This is a genomic window from Nonomuraea sp. NBC_00507, from assembly GCF_036013525.1.
In the GTDB taxonomy this organism is placed as follows: domain Bacteria; phylum Actinomycetota; class Actinomycetes; order Streptosporangiales; family Streptosporangiaceae; genus Nonomuraea.
This window is the reverse complement of record NZ_CP107853.1, coordinates 12,218,539-12,235,378: the sequence shown is the minus strand read 5'-3', so window position 1 is coordinate 12,235,378 and position 16,840 is coordinate 12,218,539. Positions and strand designations below refer to the sequence as shown.

The 16,840-nt window shown below is 71.4% G+C and carries 18 protein-coding genes; 9 read left to right on the top strand and 9 right to left on the bottom strand.

Annotated features, from left to right (window positions below):
- The first annotated feature begins 33 nt into the window (after nt 1-33).
- From OHA25_RS57855 to OHA25_RS57840, 4 genes are read left to right on the top strand one after another with little or no spacing between them, the layout of a single operon-like run.
- Nucleotides 34-237: a hypothetical protein gene (locus OHA25_RS57855; protein ID WP_371825826.1), complete on the top strand. Its 204-nt coding sequence runs from the start codon at nt 34-36 to the stop codon at nt 235-237.
- 9 nt (nt 238-246) lie between these two features.
- Nucleotides 247-714 carry a Clp protease N-terminal domain-containing protein gene (locus OHA25_RS57850; protein WP_327585273.1) on the top strand — a complete coding sequence of 156 codons (468 nt, stop codon included), beginning with the start codon at nt 247-249 and terminating at the stop codon, nt 712-714.
- 47 nt (nt 715-761) lie between these two features.
- Nucleotides 762-1,526, top strand: coding sequence for a class I SAM-dependent methyltransferase (locus OHA25_RS57845; protein ID WP_327585272.1), 765 nt, complete (start codon nt 762-764; stop codon nt 1,524-1,526).
- Nucleotides 1,510-1,890 carry a VOC family protein gene (locus OHA25_RS57840; protein ID WP_327585271.1) on the top strand — a complete coding sequence of 127 codons (381 nt, stop codon included), beginning with the start codon at nt 1,510-1,512 and terminating at the stop codon, nt 1,888-1,890. The genes OHA25_RS57845 and OHA25_RS57840 overlap by 17 nt, the downstream gene beginning before the upstream one ends.
- 6 nt (nt 1,891-1,896) lie before the next feature.
- On the opposite strand, the gene OHA25_RS57835 is transcribed toward OHA25_RS57840, so the two are convergent.
- The 6 genes from OHA25_RS57835 to OHA25_RS57810 all read right to left on the bottom strand — a co-directional run bounded on the left by OHA25_RS57835 (nt 1,897) and on the right by OHA25_RS57810 (nt 11,013).
- Nucleotides 1,897-3,093 (bottom strand): hypothetical protein, encoded by a 1,197-nt coding sequence (locus OHA25_RS57835; RefSeq protein WP_327585270.1) that lies wholly within the window; start codon nt 3,091-3,093, stop codon nt 1,897-1,899.
- A 9-nt stretch (nt 3,094-3,102) separates the two neighbouring features.
- Nucleotides 3,103-3,483 carry a RidA family protein gene (locus OHA25_RS57830; RefSeq protein ID WP_305919163.1) on the bottom strand — a complete coding sequence of 127 codons (381 nt, stop codon included), beginning with the start codon at nt 3,481-3,483 and terminating at the stop codon, nt 3,103-3,105.
- A 28-nt stretch (nt 3,484-3,511) separates the two neighbouring features.
- Nucleotides 3,512-4,618, bottom strand: coding sequence for an alanine racemase (locus OHA25_RS57825; protein ID WP_327585269.1), 1,107 nt, complete (start codon nt 4,616-4,618; stop codon nt 3,512-3,514).
- A gap of 154 nt (nt 4,619-4,772) precedes the next feature.
- Nucleotides 4,773-6,371: an N-acyl-D-amino-acid deacylase family protein gene (locus tag OHA25_RS57820; protein ID WP_327585268.1), complete on the bottom strand. Its 1,599-nt coding sequence runs from the start codon at nt 6,369-6,371 to the stop codon at nt 4,773-4,775.
- Nucleotides 6,372-6,379: 8 nt separating this feature from the next.
- Nucleotides 6,380-10,333, bottom strand: a complete 3,954-nt coding sequence (locus OHA25_RS57815; RefSeq protein ID WP_327585267.1) for a DUF4153 domain-containing protein — start codon at nt 10,331-10,333, stop codon at nt 6,380-6,382.
- Nucleotides 10,330-11,013, bottom strand: coding sequence for a response regulator transcription factor (locus tag OHA25_RS57810; RefSeq protein WP_327585266.1), 684 nt, complete (start codon nt 11,011-11,013; stop codon nt 10,330-10,332). Before OHA25_RS57810 ends, OHA25_RS57815 begins: the two co-directional genes overlap by 4 nt.
- A gap of 72 nt (nt 11,014-11,085) precedes the next feature.
- Between OHA25_RS57810 and OHA25_RS57805 the strand changes: the two genes are divergently transcribed.
- From OHA25_RS57805 to OHA25_RS57795, 3 genes are all read left to right on the top strand, one after another.
- On the top strand, nt 11,086-11,940 hold the full coding sequence (locus OHA25_RS57805; protein WP_327585265.1) for an arylamine N-acetyltransferase family protein: 855 nt from the start codon (nt 11,086-11,088) through the stop codon (nt 11,938-11,940).
- A 28-nt stretch (nt 11,941-11,968) separates the two neighbouring features.
- Complete coding sequence (locus tag OHA25_RS57800; RefSeq protein ID WP_327585264.1) at nt 11,969-13,036, top strand: protein kinase domain-containing protein; 1,068 nt, start codon at nt 11,969-11,971, stop codon at nt 13,034-13,036.
- Between the two features lie 116 nt (nt 13,037-13,152).
- Nucleotides 13,153-13,344: a hypothetical protein gene (locus tag OHA25_RS57795; protein WP_305919156.1), complete on the top strand. Its 192-nt coding sequence runs from the start codon at nt 13,153-13,155 to the stop codon at nt 13,342-13,344.
- A 22-nt stretch (nt 13,345-13,366) separates the two neighbouring features.
- Here OHA25_RS57795 and OHA25_RS57790 read toward each other — a convergent pair whose 3' ends face one another.
- Nucleotides 13,367-13,678, bottom strand: coding sequence for a DUF3817 domain-containing protein (locus OHA25_RS57790; protein WP_327585263.1), 312 nt, complete (start codon nt 13,676-13,678; stop codon nt 13,367-13,369).
- 3 nt (nt 13,679-13,681) lie between these two features.
- A complete protein-coding gene (locus tag OHA25_RS57785) occupies nt 13,682-14,464 on the bottom strand; it encodes an SURF1 family protein (RefSeq protein WP_327585262.1) in 783 nt (260 codons plus the stop codon).
- A 105-nt stretch (nt 14,465-14,569) separates the two neighbouring features.
- On the opposite strand from OHA25_RS57785, the gene OHA25_RS57780 reads away from it, so the two are divergent.
- On the top strand, nt 14,570-14,743 hold the full coding sequence (locus OHA25_RS57780; RefSeq protein ID WP_305919153.1) for a hypothetical protein: 174 nt from the start codon (nt 14,570-14,572) through the stop codon (nt 14,741-14,743).
- Nucleotides 14,744-14,841: 98 nt separating this feature from the next.
- Nucleotides 14,842-16,296: a flavin-containing monooxygenase gene (locus tag OHA25_RS57775; protein ID WP_327585261.1), complete on the top strand. Its 1,455-nt coding sequence runs from the start codon at nt 14,842-14,844 to the stop codon at nt 16,294-16,296.
- Nucleotides 16,297-16,298: 2 nt separating this feature from the next.
- Here the strand turns inward: OHA25_RS57775 and OHA25_RS57770 are convergent, their stop codons facing one another.
- Nucleotides 16,299-16,838 (bottom strand): TetR/AcrR family transcriptional regulator, encoded by a 540-nt coding sequence (locus OHA25_RS57770; RefSeq protein ID WP_327585260.1) that lies wholly within the window; start codon nt 16,836-16,838, stop codon nt 16,299-16,301.
- Nucleotides 16,839-16,840 lie beyond the last annotated feature (2 nt).

Genomic DNA, 16,840 nt, shown 5'->3' with positions numbered 1-16,840 from the left:
ACAAATCTACGGCTGTCAAGCTAGCCTGACAGCGTGGACGTTACAGAGCTCTCCGAGCGGATCAGGTCCGGCGACCCCGCCATGGGTCTGCGGGCGGTGGGCGCGCTGCACCGGCTGGCCGAGCAGGTCGAGGCGGTATCGGTGGCGCTCGCCAGGGAGCAGGGCTGGACCTGGGAGCAGATAGGCGACGCGCTCGGCATGTCACGGCAGTCCGTGCACGCCAAGTACGGGAAGTGAGGATTCGCGATGTTCGGCAGACAGAAGACCCCGTTCCATGTGGTCGTCACGGCCGCGTTCGAGGAGGCCAGGCTGCGGGGTGACCGGCGACTGGGCACCGAGCACCTGCTGCTCGGCCTCCTCCACCACCCGGACGCGGCACGGGCGCTGGGCGTGGACCTGGAGGCGGCCCGGGCGGCGCTCGACGACCTCGACAAGGCGGCGCTGCGCATGATCGGCCTCGAGGCCGGCGACCTGCCGGCGGCGCCGCGCAAGCACCCCCGGGTTCCCTCCACGGCGCTCACCTCCAGCGCCCGGGCGGCCATCAACCAGGCCATCAAGGCCACAACGGCGAGGAATAGAGCCAAGGAGGCGCCCCGGCAGCTCGCCCTCACCCTGCTGGCGCAGCGGCGACCCGACCCCGTCGCCCAGCTCGTCGACCAGCTCCGGATCGACCGCGCGGCCGTAGGCGCTCGCTGGGAGGGGTCCGCGGCGTGACCGTAATTTGGTTGAACGCCGGGCCGGGCCGCTGACAAGGTCAAACCATGCATAGCACGTACGAGGACCTCGTCCGGGAGGCGAGCACGGTCTCCGTGGACGGCTGGGACTTCTCCTGGCTCGACGGCCGGGCCAGCGAGGAGCGGCCCTCGTGGGGCTACGCGCGCCTGCTCGGCGAGCGGATGGCGGGGGCGCGAGCGGCACTCGACATCCAGACCGGCGGCGGCGAGATCATCGCGGGCCTGCCCACCCTGCCGCCGGTGACTGTGGCCACCGAATCGTGGCCGCCCAACCTCCATCTCGCCGCCGCCCGGCTGCGCCCGCGCGGGGCGTGGGTGGTGGCCGACGACGAGGAGCCGCGCCTGCCGTTCCGCGACGGGGCCTTCGACCTGGTCAGCAGTCGCCACCCGGTGACGACGTGGTGGGCGGAGATCGCCAGGGTGCTGCGGCCCGGTGGGTCCTACTTCTCCCAGCAGATCGGGCCGTGGAGTGTGGCCGAGCTCACGGACCACTTCCTCGGGCCCCACGACGGCTCGGGCCGCGACCCCGAGCGAGCCAGGGCGGCGGCCGAGTCCGCCGGGCTGGAGGTCGTGGACCTGAGGCATGAGCGGTTGCGGATGGAGTTCCGCGACATCGGCGCGGTGATCTACTTCCTGCGCAAGGTGATCTGGATCGTGCCGGGGTTCTCCGTGGAGCGGCACCGCGACAAGGTGCGGGCGTTGCACGAGCGCATCGAGGCCGAGGGGCCGTTCGTGGCGCACTCCAGCCGGTTCCTCATCGAGGCGAGGCGGCCCGGTGGCCAGCCTGCGTGACATCGTGATCGACTGCCGGCACCCGGCCTCGCTGGCCAGGTTCTGGGCCGCAGCGCTGGACGGCTACGCCATCGCCCCCTACGACGAGGCCGAGCTGGCGCGGCTGCGTGCCGAAGGCGTCGACGACCCCGAGGACGATCCGACGGTGCTGGTGGAGGGCGGGCCACCGCGGCTGTGGTTCCAGCGCGTGCCCGAGCGCAAGATCGTCAAGAACCGCGTTCACGTGGACCTGGAGAGCACCGACCCCGACGCCGAGCTGGCCCGGTTGACCGCGCTGGGCGCCACCCTGCAGGCCACGCACGACGACTGGGTGACGCTGGCCGACCCCGAGGGCAACGAGTTCTGCCTGTTCAGCACCGCCTAAGGGGAGTCACACGGCTTCGGACAGGGCGGCCGGGATGCGGTCGAGCACCGGGTGCGGCACCAGCCCGTACGCGTAGAAGTCCACCGCCTGCGCTCCGGCGGCCTTCGCCCCGCGGGCCTTGGCCACCAGCCGGTCGGCGGAATCGCTGTCGGGATGGCCCGGCCGCAACACCGCCCGCACCTCCCGGTCCTTGCCCACGGACCGCAGATAGGCGCCCACGTCGTCGGCCACCCGCGCCGCGTCCCGCGCGTACGCCAGCACCCCGAACGCCGGCACGAGGTCCCCCAGAGCCACCAGATCGACCCCGAACTGCCAGGCGTCGTGCGCCGCGAGGCCGGGCGTGGGCAACCCGTCGGCATACCCCTTGACCGCGCCCGTCGAATCCACGAACACCAGCTTGGAGCCCTCTTCGGCGACCGCGGACGCCACCTCCGACACCAGCGTCGTGACGGTCTCGGACCGGGCTCTGGCGTAGGCCACGACGTCGGGCCCCGCGTACGCGGTCAGCGCCGCCCTGGTCACCTCGCCCTGCGCGGGCGGGTCGCCGTCGAACACCCGCCCCACGATCCCGGCGCACTCCTCCCGCGCCATCTCGGCCCGCACGCCCAGGTCGGTGGCCCGCCGCATGCAGTAGTCGCAGAAGCAGAGCCCGAACAGGTAGGCGTCCATCGGCCCGAGCGGCACGAACGACCGCTGCGCCTTCAGTGGCCGGAAGTGCAGCGACTCGGCCACCACGCTGTCGACCCCCAGCCTGGCCACCGCCCTGGCCAGCGCGACGGCGTAGTCGCGCACGTCCGGATGGGCCGGGCACAGGTCGGTGGGGGAGCCGCGGTCGCCGAAGCAGTCGCGTACGGTGACGTCCGGATGCTCCATGCCGATCGTGGCGTTGCGCAGGAACACCGTCCATCCGTGGAGCTTCATGGACCGTTTCGCACAGGCCTCCCGAAGCCCGTCGAACGCCTCCAGATAGCCGGGCACCGGGGCCAACCGCAGCCCGGTGAACAGATCGGCCGGCGGGGCGAAGTGCGCCCCGTCGTGCCGGACGGTCAGCCTGGACAGCCCGTGCGGGGTGACGTCGCGGGAGGCGTGGTGCACGGCTCCGACGGTGATGCCGGCCACGCCGTACCCGCTGATCCTGTCGAGCACCCGCTCGACGCCCTCGCCGCGCAGGTCCTCGACGAAGACGTAAACCGAACTGTCCACGAGCCGACCTTATGCGCTCTTGTGCGCGACGAAGTCGATCTCCACGAGGATGTCCAGCAGCTCGGACCCCACAGTGGTGCGTACGGGGTAAGGCGCGTTGAAATAGGACTTGTACACCTCGTTGTAGGCGGCGAAGTCGCGCTTGAGGTGCTGCAGGTGGACGGTGGACTTGATCACGTCATCGAAGCCGAGGCCGTGCGCGGCGAGGATGGCGCCGAGATTGCGCATGACCTGGTGCGTCTGGGCGGCCACGTCGTCGCCGACGATCTCGCCGGTCTGCGGGTCGAGCGGTCCCATGCCGGAGGTGTAGACGAAATCGCCCACCACGAGGCCCTGCGAGTATGCGCCGATGGGGGCGGCGCCCTCGCTCGTGCGGAGCTCCTTTTTCACGCGATCTCCCTGAGAAGTTGGTCTTTCCCTAGAAGTTGGTCTTTATCGTGCCAACGACACGGTAGTCCCGGTCCACCAGGGGAAGCACGCGCCACTTGTCGAAGGCGGTGCAGGGATGGGAGATGCCGAAAGCCAGCAGGTCACCGGGCTTGAGGCCGGCGGCCCGCACGATCGTGTGCTGGTCCTGCATCCGCACGACGGTGACGCCGTCGCGGCGTGGGATCGGCAGCCCCTCGTCGAAGGGCGCGTCCCGCTTGCCCATGCCCACGATCGCCAGCCCGGGCTCGGGCGTGGACAGGACGTGCGCCCACACCTCCAGCGCCGGGCGCAACTCGCCGTCGATGCGGTTGAACGGGGTGCGCTCGCGGTAGTAGCCGTCGTCGTGGCTGACGTACGCGCCGCTGCGCAGCAGGATCCTGGCCTGGGCGGCGACGAGCTCCCGCCCGATCACGTCGAACCACTGGCTGCCGCCCACGCTGAGGATGGGGCTCTTGACGCGGACGTATTCGACGGCCTCCTGCAGGGAGTCCAGATATTTCCGGACCTCGTCGGCGCTCTTCAGCGCGCCCTCGTACCCGGCCACCCCGGCCAGCTCCACCCCGGGCGTCTCCTGCACGTGCCCGGCCACCCGCAGCAGCTCCTCGAGGGTGCGGCAGCCTGCCCGCCCTCCCTCGTGCCCGAGCTCCACCAGCACCCGGAACGGCTGCGCCCCGGCGTGCCCGGCGAGGATGTCCACCCCGGCAACGGAGTCGGCGAAGCTCAGGAACTCGAACGCCGGATCCCGCTCCAGCTCGGCAGCCGCCCAGGCGAGCCCGGCCGGATCCACGACCTGGTTGGCCACCATGATGCGATCGACCCCGAACCCCCGGACAACCTGGGCCTGCCGCGGCGTCGCCACGCTCAGCCCCCAGGCTCCCGCCGCGAGCTGCAGGGCGGCGATCTCGGCTGACATGTGCGTCTTGGCGTGCGGGGCCAGCTCCAGCCCATGGTCACCGGCGAAGGCCGCCATCGTCGCGACGTTGTGCTCCAGCGCGTCCCGATGCACCACCATCAGCGGGAAGCCGAGCCCGCCGTCGAAGATCGACAGTCTCCGGTCGGCCTGTTGGAGGATGGCTTGTTCGAGGACGGACTGCACAGCACCCCCTTCATCCGGGTCCGACCCTATCCCAATGACCAGGAACGGATCCCACGCCCACGTCCCAAGGTCCACGAGCGCAGCCTTCGCCCGGGCGCCGACGGTCAGCCCTCGCCCAGGCACCGGCGGTCAGCCTTCGCCAGGGCGCCGGCGGTCAGGAGCGGAGCGCGCGTCCGGGGGTGGCACTGGTGAGCTCGCCCCCGGCCAGCACGCGCACGCCCGACACGAGCACGTCGTCGATGCCGGTCGCGAGCATGCGCGGCGCCGCGTACGTCGCCCGGTCCCCGACCGCGGCCGGGTCGAACACCACCACGTCGGCCGCGAACCCCGCCCGCACCAGCCCCCGCTTCGCCAGCCCGAACCGCCTGGCCGGATGCGAGGCCAGGTGCACGACGGCCTGCTCCCACGTCCAGTCCTCCAGCTCCCTGACATGCCGCCCGAGGAACCTGGCGAACGCCCCGTAGCCCCGCGGATGCGGGTGCCCGCCCACGTAGATGCCGTCGGAGCCGCCGGTGTGCGAGGAATGGCGCAACATCCGGCGTACGGACTCCTCGCCTTCGGGTCCCTCGTCGGGGCGGGCGAACACCACCCCCGCCTCCAGGCGCGTCTCCGTCAGGAGGCGGCGGCAGAGCTCGCCCGGCTCGACTCCGGCCCGCTCGGCCGCCGCCACCATGGTCAGACCCTCGCTCCACTCCATGCCGGGGGCATGCGAGATGGTCAGCCGGGGCCACGACTCGGCCAGCGTCGCCCACCAGCCGTCCAACTCCCCGGAGGCGATCATCTCCAGCGCGCGGTCCGGCTCGGCGCCCGGCACGGACGGCGGCAGCGCGTACATCGCCAGGATCGTGTTGCCCCGCAGGTAGGGGTAGGTGTCGAAGGTCAGGTCGACGTCCTTGGCCAGCGCGTCCTCGACCAGCGGCAGCAGCACGTCGGCGGGCCCGTGCAGGTGGGAGACGTGCGCGGCGGCGCCGGAGCGGCCGGCGATCTCGACGACCTCGGCCATGCCCACGCCCGCCCTGGCGCCGTAGGCCCGCATGTGGGTGACATAGGGGAGTGCGCCGAGCGGCTCGCACAACGCGGCCAGCTCCTCGGCGGTGGCGTATCGGCCCGGCAGGTATTCGAGTCCGCTCGACAGCCCGGCCGCGCCCTCCGACAGGCCGCGCTCGACGCGCCGCAGCATCTTCGCCAGGTCGTCCGGTGTGGCCGGATCGGGGGACGGGCCCATGACGTCGTAGCGGATGGTGCCGTGGGGGAGCAGGTATGCGGTGTTGAGCGGCACCGCGCGGTCATAGGAGGCGAGCAACTCGCCGACGGAGAGGGATCCCTCGAACGGCGGCACGTGCTCCCCGGAGAGGGATCCCTCGAACGGCGGCACATGCTCCCCGGATGGGGCGCTCTTGGCCGGCGGGCCGTTGACGGCGGCGAAGTAGCGTGAGGCATAGGCGACGGTCTCGGCGGACCCGGGCGCGAAGGATAGCCCGTCCTGCCCCAGCACGAACGTCGTCACCCCCTGTCGCAGCGCCGCCTGCTGCACCGCCGGGTCGAAGACGGCCGCGTCGCCGTGGGCGTGGCAGTCCACGAAGCCAGGCGCGACGAACCGCCCCGCGGCGTCGATCACGGTCTCCGCCTGCGCGCCGTCCAGCCGGCCGACCGCCGCGATCCGATCGCCGTCGATCGCCACGTCCGCCCGGTGCGGCGGGGCGCCCGTGCCGTCGAGCACCCGCCCACCGCTGATGACTACGTCGAACCTCACCTCAGGATTCAATCAGAGCGCGACGACACCTCCGCGCAGACGGCCGACTTGTCGATCGGTTTTACGGCCAGCAGGTCGCGCGCCTCGGCGCGGGCGACGTTCCAGCCGTTCCACGGGTCGGGCCGATCCAGCCCGTTGGCTCTGACGACGTCGGCCAGCACGCAGCTGCGCTGCGGCTCCGGCAGCCGGTCCAGGGCCGGCACCGCCTCCGCGCCGAGGTTCCCCAGGTAGTCGGAGTCCATCTTGGCGACGCCGCGCACCTCCACCTGCGTGTACGCGACCCGCAGGTCGGGGTTCACGATCGCGAACGCACCCAGGCCGATGCCGGTGATCAGGACGATCGTCCGCGGCAGCCAGCCGGAGCCGCGGCCCCCGAGCCGTACCGCCCCGGCCAGCAGCACCAGCGCGAACACCGTGCCGAGCCACCAGACCGTGGCCTGCACCGTGATCCGCAGCCTGGACAGGCCGTAGGCCTCGGTATAGAGGTTCATCCGGTGCAGGGCCGAGGCCAGCACCACCATCGTCAGCCCGCAGAGCACGCCCAGCAGGCAGGCCAGCACCCAGCGCTCGCGGCGCTCGGTCTTGAGCAGCCCGCCGGCCACCGCGACCATGCCGAGCACGAACACGCTGACCACCACGAGCTGGAAGAACCCCTCCCTGGCATACTCCGCATAGGTCAGCCCCGCCGTCTTCAGCACCCACGTGTTGCCGCCGAACAGCGCCGTGATCTGCACGGCCACGAACGACGAGAACAGCAGGTTCACCGCCGTGAGCGGGATGACCCAGACACTCTTGCTCACCGTGAACTTGGTGTCCGGGCCGACGGGGTCGACCACCGGCCGGAGCGCGACCAGCACCACGGCCGCCAGCAGCACAGCGAAGACGCCGAACAGGAAGATCCGCATCGGCGCCGATTCCGCCCAGGCGGGTGCGGTGGTCAGTCGCTCCACGTAGGAGGCGAACACCGCGTCCGCCGAGCTGAACAACAGCCCGAACACCAGCAGCAGCACCGCCGTGATGCCGAGTGCGGCGACCATCGGCATGACGCGCCGCCTGGCCGTCAGCTTCTTCAACGGGACGGCCAGGAACCACGGCACCGGGCCCAGCGCCAGCAGAACGGACACGCCGCCCCTGATCACGCCCAGCCACCCGGCGCCCGCCCCCGACACGGCCAGCGCACCCAGCCCGGCTCCCGCCACGAGCAGAATCGCCACCAGCCAGTCGGCGTCGCGCACCGCCGCCATGGCGATCAGCCAGTACGCCGTCAGTCCGAACGCCACCGTCCACGGCGTCATCCGCCGCGCCACCGCCGGCAGCGCCGCCGCGCCCAGCACCATGGACACCAGCACGATACCCAGCCCGACCTGCGCCTCGGGCAACGCCACCGCCGCGAACACGCCTGCTCCGGCGGCGGCGGGCAACAGCCATCGGGGTGTCTCGGGCAACTCGGGCCTCGGGAACAACGGCGGCGGCACATACGGCGGCGGTGGCGCCTGCCCCCCTGCCTGCGGCACCAACCGCCCTCCCACCGGTGCCCCTGGCGGACCGGCCGCCCGGCCTACCGCCTGGCCTCCGGCCTGTGCCCATGCCTGGCCTGTGGCCTGCGCCGCCGCTGGGACTGCGTGCTGCGCCCATGCCTGGCCTGCGGCCTGCACCGCCGCCGCGGCTGCGGGTTGCGATCCTGCCTGGCCTGCGGGCTGTGCCCCGGCGTGGCCTGCGGGCTGTGCCCATGCCTGGCCTGTGGTCTGCGCCGCCGCTGCGACTGCGGGCTGTACTCCTGTCTGGCCTGCGGCCTGCGCCTGCGCCGGTGCCGGGGCTGCGGGCTGCGGCCCTGTCTGGCCTGCGGCCTGCGGTGCCACCGAGGCTGCGGGCTGCGATCGCGCCTGGCCTATGGCCTGCGCCGCCGCTGCGGCTGCGGGCTGCGCCTCTGCCTCGTCTGTGGCCTGCGCCGCTGCCGCGGCTACGGGCTGCGCTCCTGCCTGTCCTGCGGGCTGTGCCCATGCCTGGCCTCTGGCCTGGGCCGCCGCTGCGGCTGCGGGCTGTGCCCATGCCTGGCCTGTGGCCTGCGCCGCCGCTGCGGCTGCGGGCTGCGATCCTGCCTGGCCTGCGGCCTGTCCCGCCGCCGCGGCTGCCAGTGGTGCCCTTGTCTGGCCTGCCTGCGCCATGGAGTGGGTGGCCGCATGGTACGCCGACTGGTAGGCCGTGGCCGCCGCCCGGCGGGCCGAGCCGACGCCTATGGACGCGCCGATCGCCCCCATGACCGCGGTGCTCATGACGAGCGTGACCAACGCCATCGCATCCCCGGCGGTCACGCTGACCAGCACGGCGGCGAACATGCCGACCAGGAAGCCGATCAGCACCCCGACCACGCCACCACCGATCATCCTGGCCAACGCGCTGCCCGGTGACGGCGGACTCGGTGCGCCCAACGCCGCTCCAGTGAGTGCAGGACTCGGTGCGCCCAGCGCCGCTCCAGCGAGTGCACCCGGCCCCACCGCCACGGCACCGCCGCCCGCTATGGCACCGCTGCCCGCCAGGGCACCAACGCCCATCGGGGCACTGTCGCCCGCCAGGGCACTGCCGCCTACCAGGGCTCCGGTGCCCGCCACGGCACGACCGTCGCTCGGATTGTTCCCGTCGGCGGTCGAGGCGCCTGTGACGTTCGCAGGACGCCCGTCGTTCGCGGCGCCGGCCGCGATCGCGGCCTCCCTGCCGAGCGGAGCGCCGCCGGCGGTCGCCGGGTCGCTGTCGGCCAGACGCGCGACGGTGCTGTCGCCGGCAGGCCCGGCGCCGGCCACCACAAGCCCGTCCGGATCAGCCCCCGCGGTCATCGGGCCGGGTGCGGTTGCGACGCGGCCGGTCACCGAAGCACCGACCCCTGTCACGACGCCCCACTCGGCGGGCACGGCGGCCGGATCCGGCCGCGTGTCCAGCGCCGCCTGCTGCTCCGCCCCTAACGGCGCGTCAGCCATCGTCGTCCTCCCTGGTAAATCGACGACCATGCGGCACCCCGCACCATCGTCGATGCGAATCGAACCCCCGTGCAGTTCGACGATCTCCTTCACAATGGCCAGCCCCAGCCCCGCGCCCCCGGAGTCGGCCGCCCGCCCCGCGTCCAGCCGGGAGAAGCGCTCGAAGACCCGCCCTCTGGCCGAGGCCGGGATCCCCGGCCCCAGGTCGGCGACGACCACTCGCACGCCGGCCCCTTCCGCCGCCCCGCTCACGGTCACCACCCCGTTCAGGGGGCTGTGCCGTACCGCGTTGTCGAGGAGGTTCGCGAGGACCTGCGCGAGCAGGTCGGGGTCGGCCCTCAGCGCCAGATCGCCCGGCGCCTGGGCCCGGATCACGACATCCTCGCGGGCCAGGGCCGCCTCGCGCACGGCCTGCTCGATCAGCGGCGCCAGCTCGATGGCCTCGGGCTCCATGAGCCGTGCCCCCGAGTCCAGCCGCGACAGGTCCAGCAGCTGCGCCACGAGCCGCCCGAGGCGCTCGGTCTGGGCGAGCGCGGTCCGCATGGTGACGGGATCGGGCGCCGAGACGCCGTCCACGACGTTCTCCAGCACGGCCCGCAGCCCCGTGATCGGGGTGCGCAGCTCGTGGCTGACGTTCGCGACGAGCTCGCGGCGCTGCCTGTCCACCTCGCCGAGGTCGGCCGCCATCGCGTTGAACGCCCTGGCGAGCTCGCCCACCTCGTCCCGCGAGGTGGCGGTGACCCGCAGCCCGTAGCGGCCCTTGGCGATCGTCTGCGCGGCGCTGGCCATCTGGCGCAGCGGCTTGGTCATCCCCATGGCCAGGACCTGCACCATGATCAACGCCAGGACGACGGCGACCGCGATGCGCACCTCGCGGGACAACCCGGAGTTGAGACCGACCTCGTTGACGACGAAGGCCGTCCCCACGGCCAGCACGATCACGATGCCGAGCTTGACCTTGATCCGGCCGAGGAAGTCCAGCGGCCTCATTGCCGCACCAGCGCGTAGCCGACGCCGTGCACGGTCCGCACCACGTCGGAGCCCAGCTTGCGGCGTAACGCCCGGACGTGGCTGTCCACGGTCCTGGTCGCGGCAGCCTCGGAGAAGCCCCACACGTCGCACAGCAGCCGGTCGCGCTCGAAGACCTGCCCGGGCCGCTCGGCCAGACGGCGCAGCAGGTCGAACTCGGTCCTGGTGAGCTGCGCCTCGAGCCCGCGCACGAACACCCGGCGGGCCGCGGTGTCGATCTCCACCTCGCCCACCCTGATCACGGTGTCCTCGACGGCGAGCTGGGCCGCCCGCTCCACCCTGCGCAGCAACGCGTGGATCCGCGCCACCAACTCGCGCATGCTGAACGGCTTGGCCAGGTAGTCGTCCGCGCCCACCCCCAAGCCGACCAGCACGTCGGTCTCCTCACCGAGCGCGGTCAGCATGAGCACCGGCACCGGCCTGGCCGCCTGCATCCGGCGGCACACCTCCAGCCCGTCGATGCCCGGCAGCAGCCGGTCAAGGATCACCAGGTCGGGATCCGCCTTGCCGTACTGGACGAGGGCGTCCTGCCCATCGCCGGCCACCCTGACGTCGAAGCCCTCGGCGGCCAGCCGATTCCGTACGGCAAGCGCGATCGTCTCATCGTCCTCGACCACGAGGATGCGTCGCTGCTCTGCCACGTACGAAAGCCTAGAAGCGCCCTGTGCAGGCGACTACCTCCTTAGCGTGCATAAACGGTGCAGACTTGGCGGGTGAACACTGCCGGGTACCTCCGCCGCATCGGTCTGCCTCATCTCCTCAACGCCCCCGTCAGCGCTGAGAACCTGCGCGCGCTGCACGTCGCGCACATCGAGAAGGTCTCCTACGAGGCCTTGGAGATCTGGCTGGGCCGCCCCACCACCGTCGACCCCCTCGAATCCGCCGAGCGGATCATCCGGGGCCGGGGCGGCTACTGCTTCCACCTCAACGGCGCCTTCTCCGCGCTCGCCATGGCGCTCGGCTACGACGTGACCAGGCACGTCGGTGGCGTGCAGCCCCGCGGCGGCGAGGCCAACATCGACGCCAACCACCTGGTGCTGACTGTGCGCGGCCTGCCGTCGGATGGCAATCCTGGGGGCGAGTGGCTGGTGGACCTCGGTCTCGGTGACGCGTTGCACGAGCCGCTGCCGCTGGTCGCGGGCATGTACCGGCAGGGACCCTTCGAGTACGTCCTGCGCCCGTCGGAGATCGCGCCCGGCGGCTGGCGGTTCGACCACGATCCGAGTGGTTCGTTCCAAGGCATGGATTTCGATGCGGCCCCCACGGACATGTCCGCGTTCGTGGAGATGCACCGCCATCTGACCACGTCCCCGACGTCCGGCTTCGTCCGCGTGGCCGCGGTCCAGCGGCGGGACGCCTGGGGCGTGGACAGCCTGCGCGGACTCGTCCTGTCCCGCATCGGCGTCGGCGCCAACGCGGTCACTCTGAGTACGGCACGCGATTACTACGCGGCGCTGGCGGATGTGTTCTCACTGCCGCTGGACGACGTGAGCGCCGAGGAGAAGGACAAGCTCTGGCGCAGGTTGCACGACGCGCACGAAGCCTGGATGGCCGGCGGCTCGGCCTGATGGCCACGGGGTGCGGACGGAGGCTATCGTGCACCTCGAAATGGGAGAGACCAGGAAGCTAGCCGGTAGATACCGGTTGCTCAACCCCCTGGGCGCAGGCTCTGTGCGCCTGGCCTTCGACGAACACGGGCACCGTGACGTCGCAGTCAGGCAGCTGCGGATCCAGCCCGAGCTGCGTGACGCGGCGCTGCACCGGGCGCGCCGGGCGATGGCGCTCCGGCACGGCTCGATCGTGCGGGTGCTCGACGTGGTGGTCGAGGACGATACGCCGTGGCTGATCATGGAGTTCGTCTCGGGGTCGTCGCTGGAGCAGACCGTGCGCTCGCGCCGCCCTCTCCCCGTCATGCAGGCGGCCAGGGTCGGCGTCGGCGTGTTGTCCGCGCTCACGGCCGCGCACGCGGCGGCGATCGTGCATGGGCACGTCGAGCCCGGCAACGTGCTGCTCACCAGGACGGGCCGGGCGGTGCTGACCGGGTTCGGGCTGCCGAGCCGCAGCACGTGGCCGTCGGCGGATCTGTGGTCGCTGGGCGCCACGCTGCACTTCGCGATCGAGGGCAGGCCGCCGGGCCAGGCGCCTGCCGAGGGCCCGGACCCGCTCAGGTCGCTGATCAGGGCGACGCTGCACCCCACGGGACCGCCACCGGTCGAGGTGATCCGCGACACGCTCGAACGGCTGGCCCTGGACCAGCCACTGGATTCGCTCATCGAGTCACTGGGGCCGCTGCCACCCGCCGAGGTGGCCGCGATCGGGCTGGCCGCGCTGGACCGGCTCGAGCGAGGGATCCACGGCGGGGTGCAGCCCGGGAACGTTCTCATGGACGCGCATGGCCGGGCGACCCTGCTCCCGTCGCTGCGTTCGGGCACCCTGCCCGCCTACACGGCTCCCGAGGGCGGGCAGAGTCCGGCGGCGGACCTGTGGTCGCTCGGGGCCACGCTCTTCGCCGCCGTCGAGGGCACGCCGCCCGCTCCGGGCGCCTCGCTGGGCAGGGCAGGCCCGCTGGCCCCGATCCTGGCCAGGCTGTTGTCGGGAAATCCGGCGGACCGCCCGTCCCTGGACGACCTGCGCCGGGATCTGCACACCGTGGCGCGTCATTGAGATACATCGCGAACGGGAACCAAGACAATGGGCTCACTCGTTGGATCCACGACGCAGAATGTGGAAGAGGCGGGGCATGCGCTCCGTGCTCGGACGAAGCTCGGAGGAAGTTGAGTATGTCGCCAGTCCAGAAGTACGCCATAGGCGCCGGCGCCGCGGTTCTGCTCTCGCTGATCTTCCTGCCCGGATGGCTCACCCTACTGGTTGTCCTCGGTGTGGTCGCCGCCCCGGTGGTCGGCTATTTCATGCTCGACCCGTCGCAGCGCGAGCGGCTCAAGAGGGTCCGCAAGCGCGGCATCGGCCGCTGAGCCCTCGATGGGCGGAGGCCGTTCAGGCCTCCGCCGCGGCCAGCGCCGACTGCACGCGCTGGGTCACCCTGCGCTCGATGTAGAACGACAGGAACGGCACCGTGCCGCCGAGCATGACGCCGAGCATGTATTGCCACGTCCAGCGTGCCTTCATGCCCAGATTCATGACCGTGAGCAGATAGATCATGTAGAACCCGCCATGGATCGGCGCGGTGATCTTCGACATGGCCGCGTCGCCGAAACCGTAACGCAGCACCATGGCGAGGCAGAGCACGAGCAGCATGACGCCGACCACGTAGGCGAGCACCCGGAAGGGCTTCAGAGCCGATTCCACGATTTAACCTTCCAGAGCCATCTGAGGGGACTTGGCGCGGTCCCGATCCGCCCGTACGGCGTCACGGACGAAGTGGAACCACATGAAAACGGCGAATCCGGCGAAGATCCACCAATTAGCGGCATATGCCAGATTACGCCAGGTCAGTGTGCCGCCGACCTCCGGCGGCGCCACCTTGATCTGGGTCAGTGAACCGGACGGCGGCTGCGCCACCACATAGCCGGTGCGCACCTTCTGCCCGGTCCACAGGTTGATCAGCTCGCCCGTGGACACCGTCTGGACCTGACCGGCCGGCAGGCCCTCGGAGCGCCGCTGCACGCTGTCGGTGCCCTGCTGTGGCCGCAGCCGCCCGGCCACCGCGACCCTGCCCTGCGGGACGGCCGACACCGCCGGGTCGTCGCTCGTGGCCACCCAGCCCCGCACCACCGGCATCAGCGTGCCGTCGTCGAGCCTGAGCGGGGTGAGCACCCAGTAGCCGTCGTCCTGCGAGGCCTTGCCACCGGGGGCGTCGACGTCGGCCCGCCGGTCGGCCACCAGCAGCTGGCGATCGGGCTCGTAAACGCCCTCCGCCGCGACCCTGCGGCCGACGGCCTCTCCGCTCATCTGCGCGCCCACCGGAGCGAGCGTGGCGACCGTGACGGGCCCTGGGTCCGCGGCGGCCTGAGGCTTTCCCGAATCTTGGAAAACGCCGAGCTGCCAGCGTCCCAGCAGGATGAATGCGATCAGGACCCCGATCGTGAGCAGGTGCAACCCCATCACGCGGGGTGAGAGAAGGGTCCTGAGCATGCTTCAAAGCTATCCGCCGAATGGGGTGGTCCCCTCATCAGGGGTTGTCTACAGATCCCGCCAAACAGCACAAACGGCGCAGCCGATCACGCTAAGCTGCTGGCCATGTCTGACCAGCACATCGACCCTGCGGGCAACACCCAGGCCTTCCGAGCGTTCGCGCACGCGCGTGAGCAGGAGGCCGCGGCGAAGCCCAAGAAGTCGCCCCTGCTGCCCATCCTTGCGATCGTCGCGGTGATCGTGGTCATCGGCGTCGCCGCCTTCCTCCTCCTCCAGTAGGTCCCGAGCCCAGGACGACCCGCCACGACGCCGTGGCGGGTTTTCGTGGTGGCCTCCCATGACCTACATTGGACGATGAGTCCAATAGGAGGTTCCTCATGGGCGGCCCAGGGTTAGTGATCGTCGGCTCCGGCTTCGCCGGGATCTGCATGGCCATCAAGCTGAAAGAAGCCGGCTACCACGACTTCGTCATCCTGGAGAAGGCCGCCGAGCTGGGCGGCACCTGGCGTGACAACACCTACCCCGGCTGCGCGTGCGACGTGCCGTCGCACCTCTACTCCTTCTCGTTCGAGCTCAACCCCGGCTGGTCCCGGATGTTCCCGCCACGGGAGGAGATCCAGGCCTACCTGCGCTCGTGTGCGGACAAGTACGGCGTGACGCCGCACATCCGGTACGGCAAGAACGTCGCCGCCCTCGAGTATGACGACGACCGGCGTGCCTGGTCGGTCACCACCGAGGACGGTGAGACCCTGCGGACGAACGCGGTGGTCTCCGCCATTGGTGCCCTCCACATCCCAAAATTTCCCGCAATTGTGGGACGGGAGACGTTCGCCGGTCCCGCCTTCCACTCCGCCGAATGGGACCACTCGGCGGACCTGACCGGCAAGCGGGTCGCCGTCATCGGCACCGGCGCGTCCGCCGTCCAGTTCGTCCCCCAGATCGCCCCGGCGGCCGCTCACGTGACCGTCTTCCAGCGCACGCCCCCATGGCTCATCCCCAAGCCCGACCTCGCCTTCTCGCCCGGCGCACGCAGGCTCCTCCGCCTGCCCGGCGCGACCAGAACCTTGCGCAACGCCCTCTACTGGGCCCTGGAGACCAGGGCCCTGGGCTTCGCCGTGCACCCGCGCCTGATAAAGCCTCACGAGAGGCTGGCGCTCAGGCACCTGGACGCCCAGGTCCCCGACCTGGAGTTGCGCCGCGCCCTCACGCCCGGCTACCTGATCGGCTGTAAGCGCGTCCTCGTCTCCAGCGACTACTACCCGGCCCTGACGAGGGACGACGTCTCGCTCGTCACCGACGGGATCACCGAGATCCGCGAGCGGTCGATCGTGGACGCCGCCGGCGTCGAACACGAGGTGGACGTGATCATCTATGGCACGGGTTTCAAGGTGGTGGACGCGCTCGCCGACCGGCGCATCGCCGGCCGCGACGGGCTGACGATCCAGGAGGCGTGGAAGGAGGGCGTCGAGGCCTACTACGGCATCGCCACGGCCGGTTTCCCGAACCTGTTCTTCCTGCTCGGCCCGAACACCGGCCTCGGGCACACCTCCGTCGTCTTCATGATCGAATCGCAGGTCCGCTACGTCGTCGCATGCCTGCGCCTGCTCTCCAGGACCCAGGCCAGGGCCCTCGACGTCCGTCCCGAGGCGCAGCGGGCGTTCAACCGGCGGCTGCGCGCACGGCTCGACCCGCTGGTGTGGAACGCGGGCGGCTGCCACTCCTGGTATCTGGACGAGCATGGAGTGAACCGGACGATCTGGCCCGGGTTCACGTTCGAGTACTGGGCGCGTACCAGGCGGGTGCGGCCGGACGCGTACCAGCTCATCTACTGACTTCAGACGCCGTCGAGCAGCGCCGCCACCGCCTCGTCGGCGAAGTCGTCCGGCACGCGCAGGCCGCGGAACACCGTACGCATCCACACCGCCCCGGCCAGCAGGTCGACGATCAGCATCGGATCGGCCGACTCCTTCAGCTCGCCCCGCCTCACCGCACGTTCGAAGATCTCCCGTTCCCGCGCGAACCGGTCGGCGAAGAACCTGCGCGCGTCCAGCTCCGGGTGGCGCACCGCGGCGGCCAGCGCGGCGACGGCGATGTCGCTGGCCGGAGGCTCGGTGAGCAGCCGCATGACGGACTCGACCAGCGCCACCAGGTCGCCGCGCAGGCTGCCCGTGTCCGGGGTGTCGAACCCCAGCACGTCCGCCTCCACCAGCGCCGCCCCCAGCAACGCCGCCTTCGACGGCCACCACCGGTAGATCGTTGTCTTGTTGACGCCGGAGCGCTCGGCGACCCCCTCCACGGTCAGCCCGTCGTAGCCCTTCTCGGCGACCAGCCGCAACGTCGCATCGAAGATCTCCTGCTGCTTCCTCGGCGCCATAC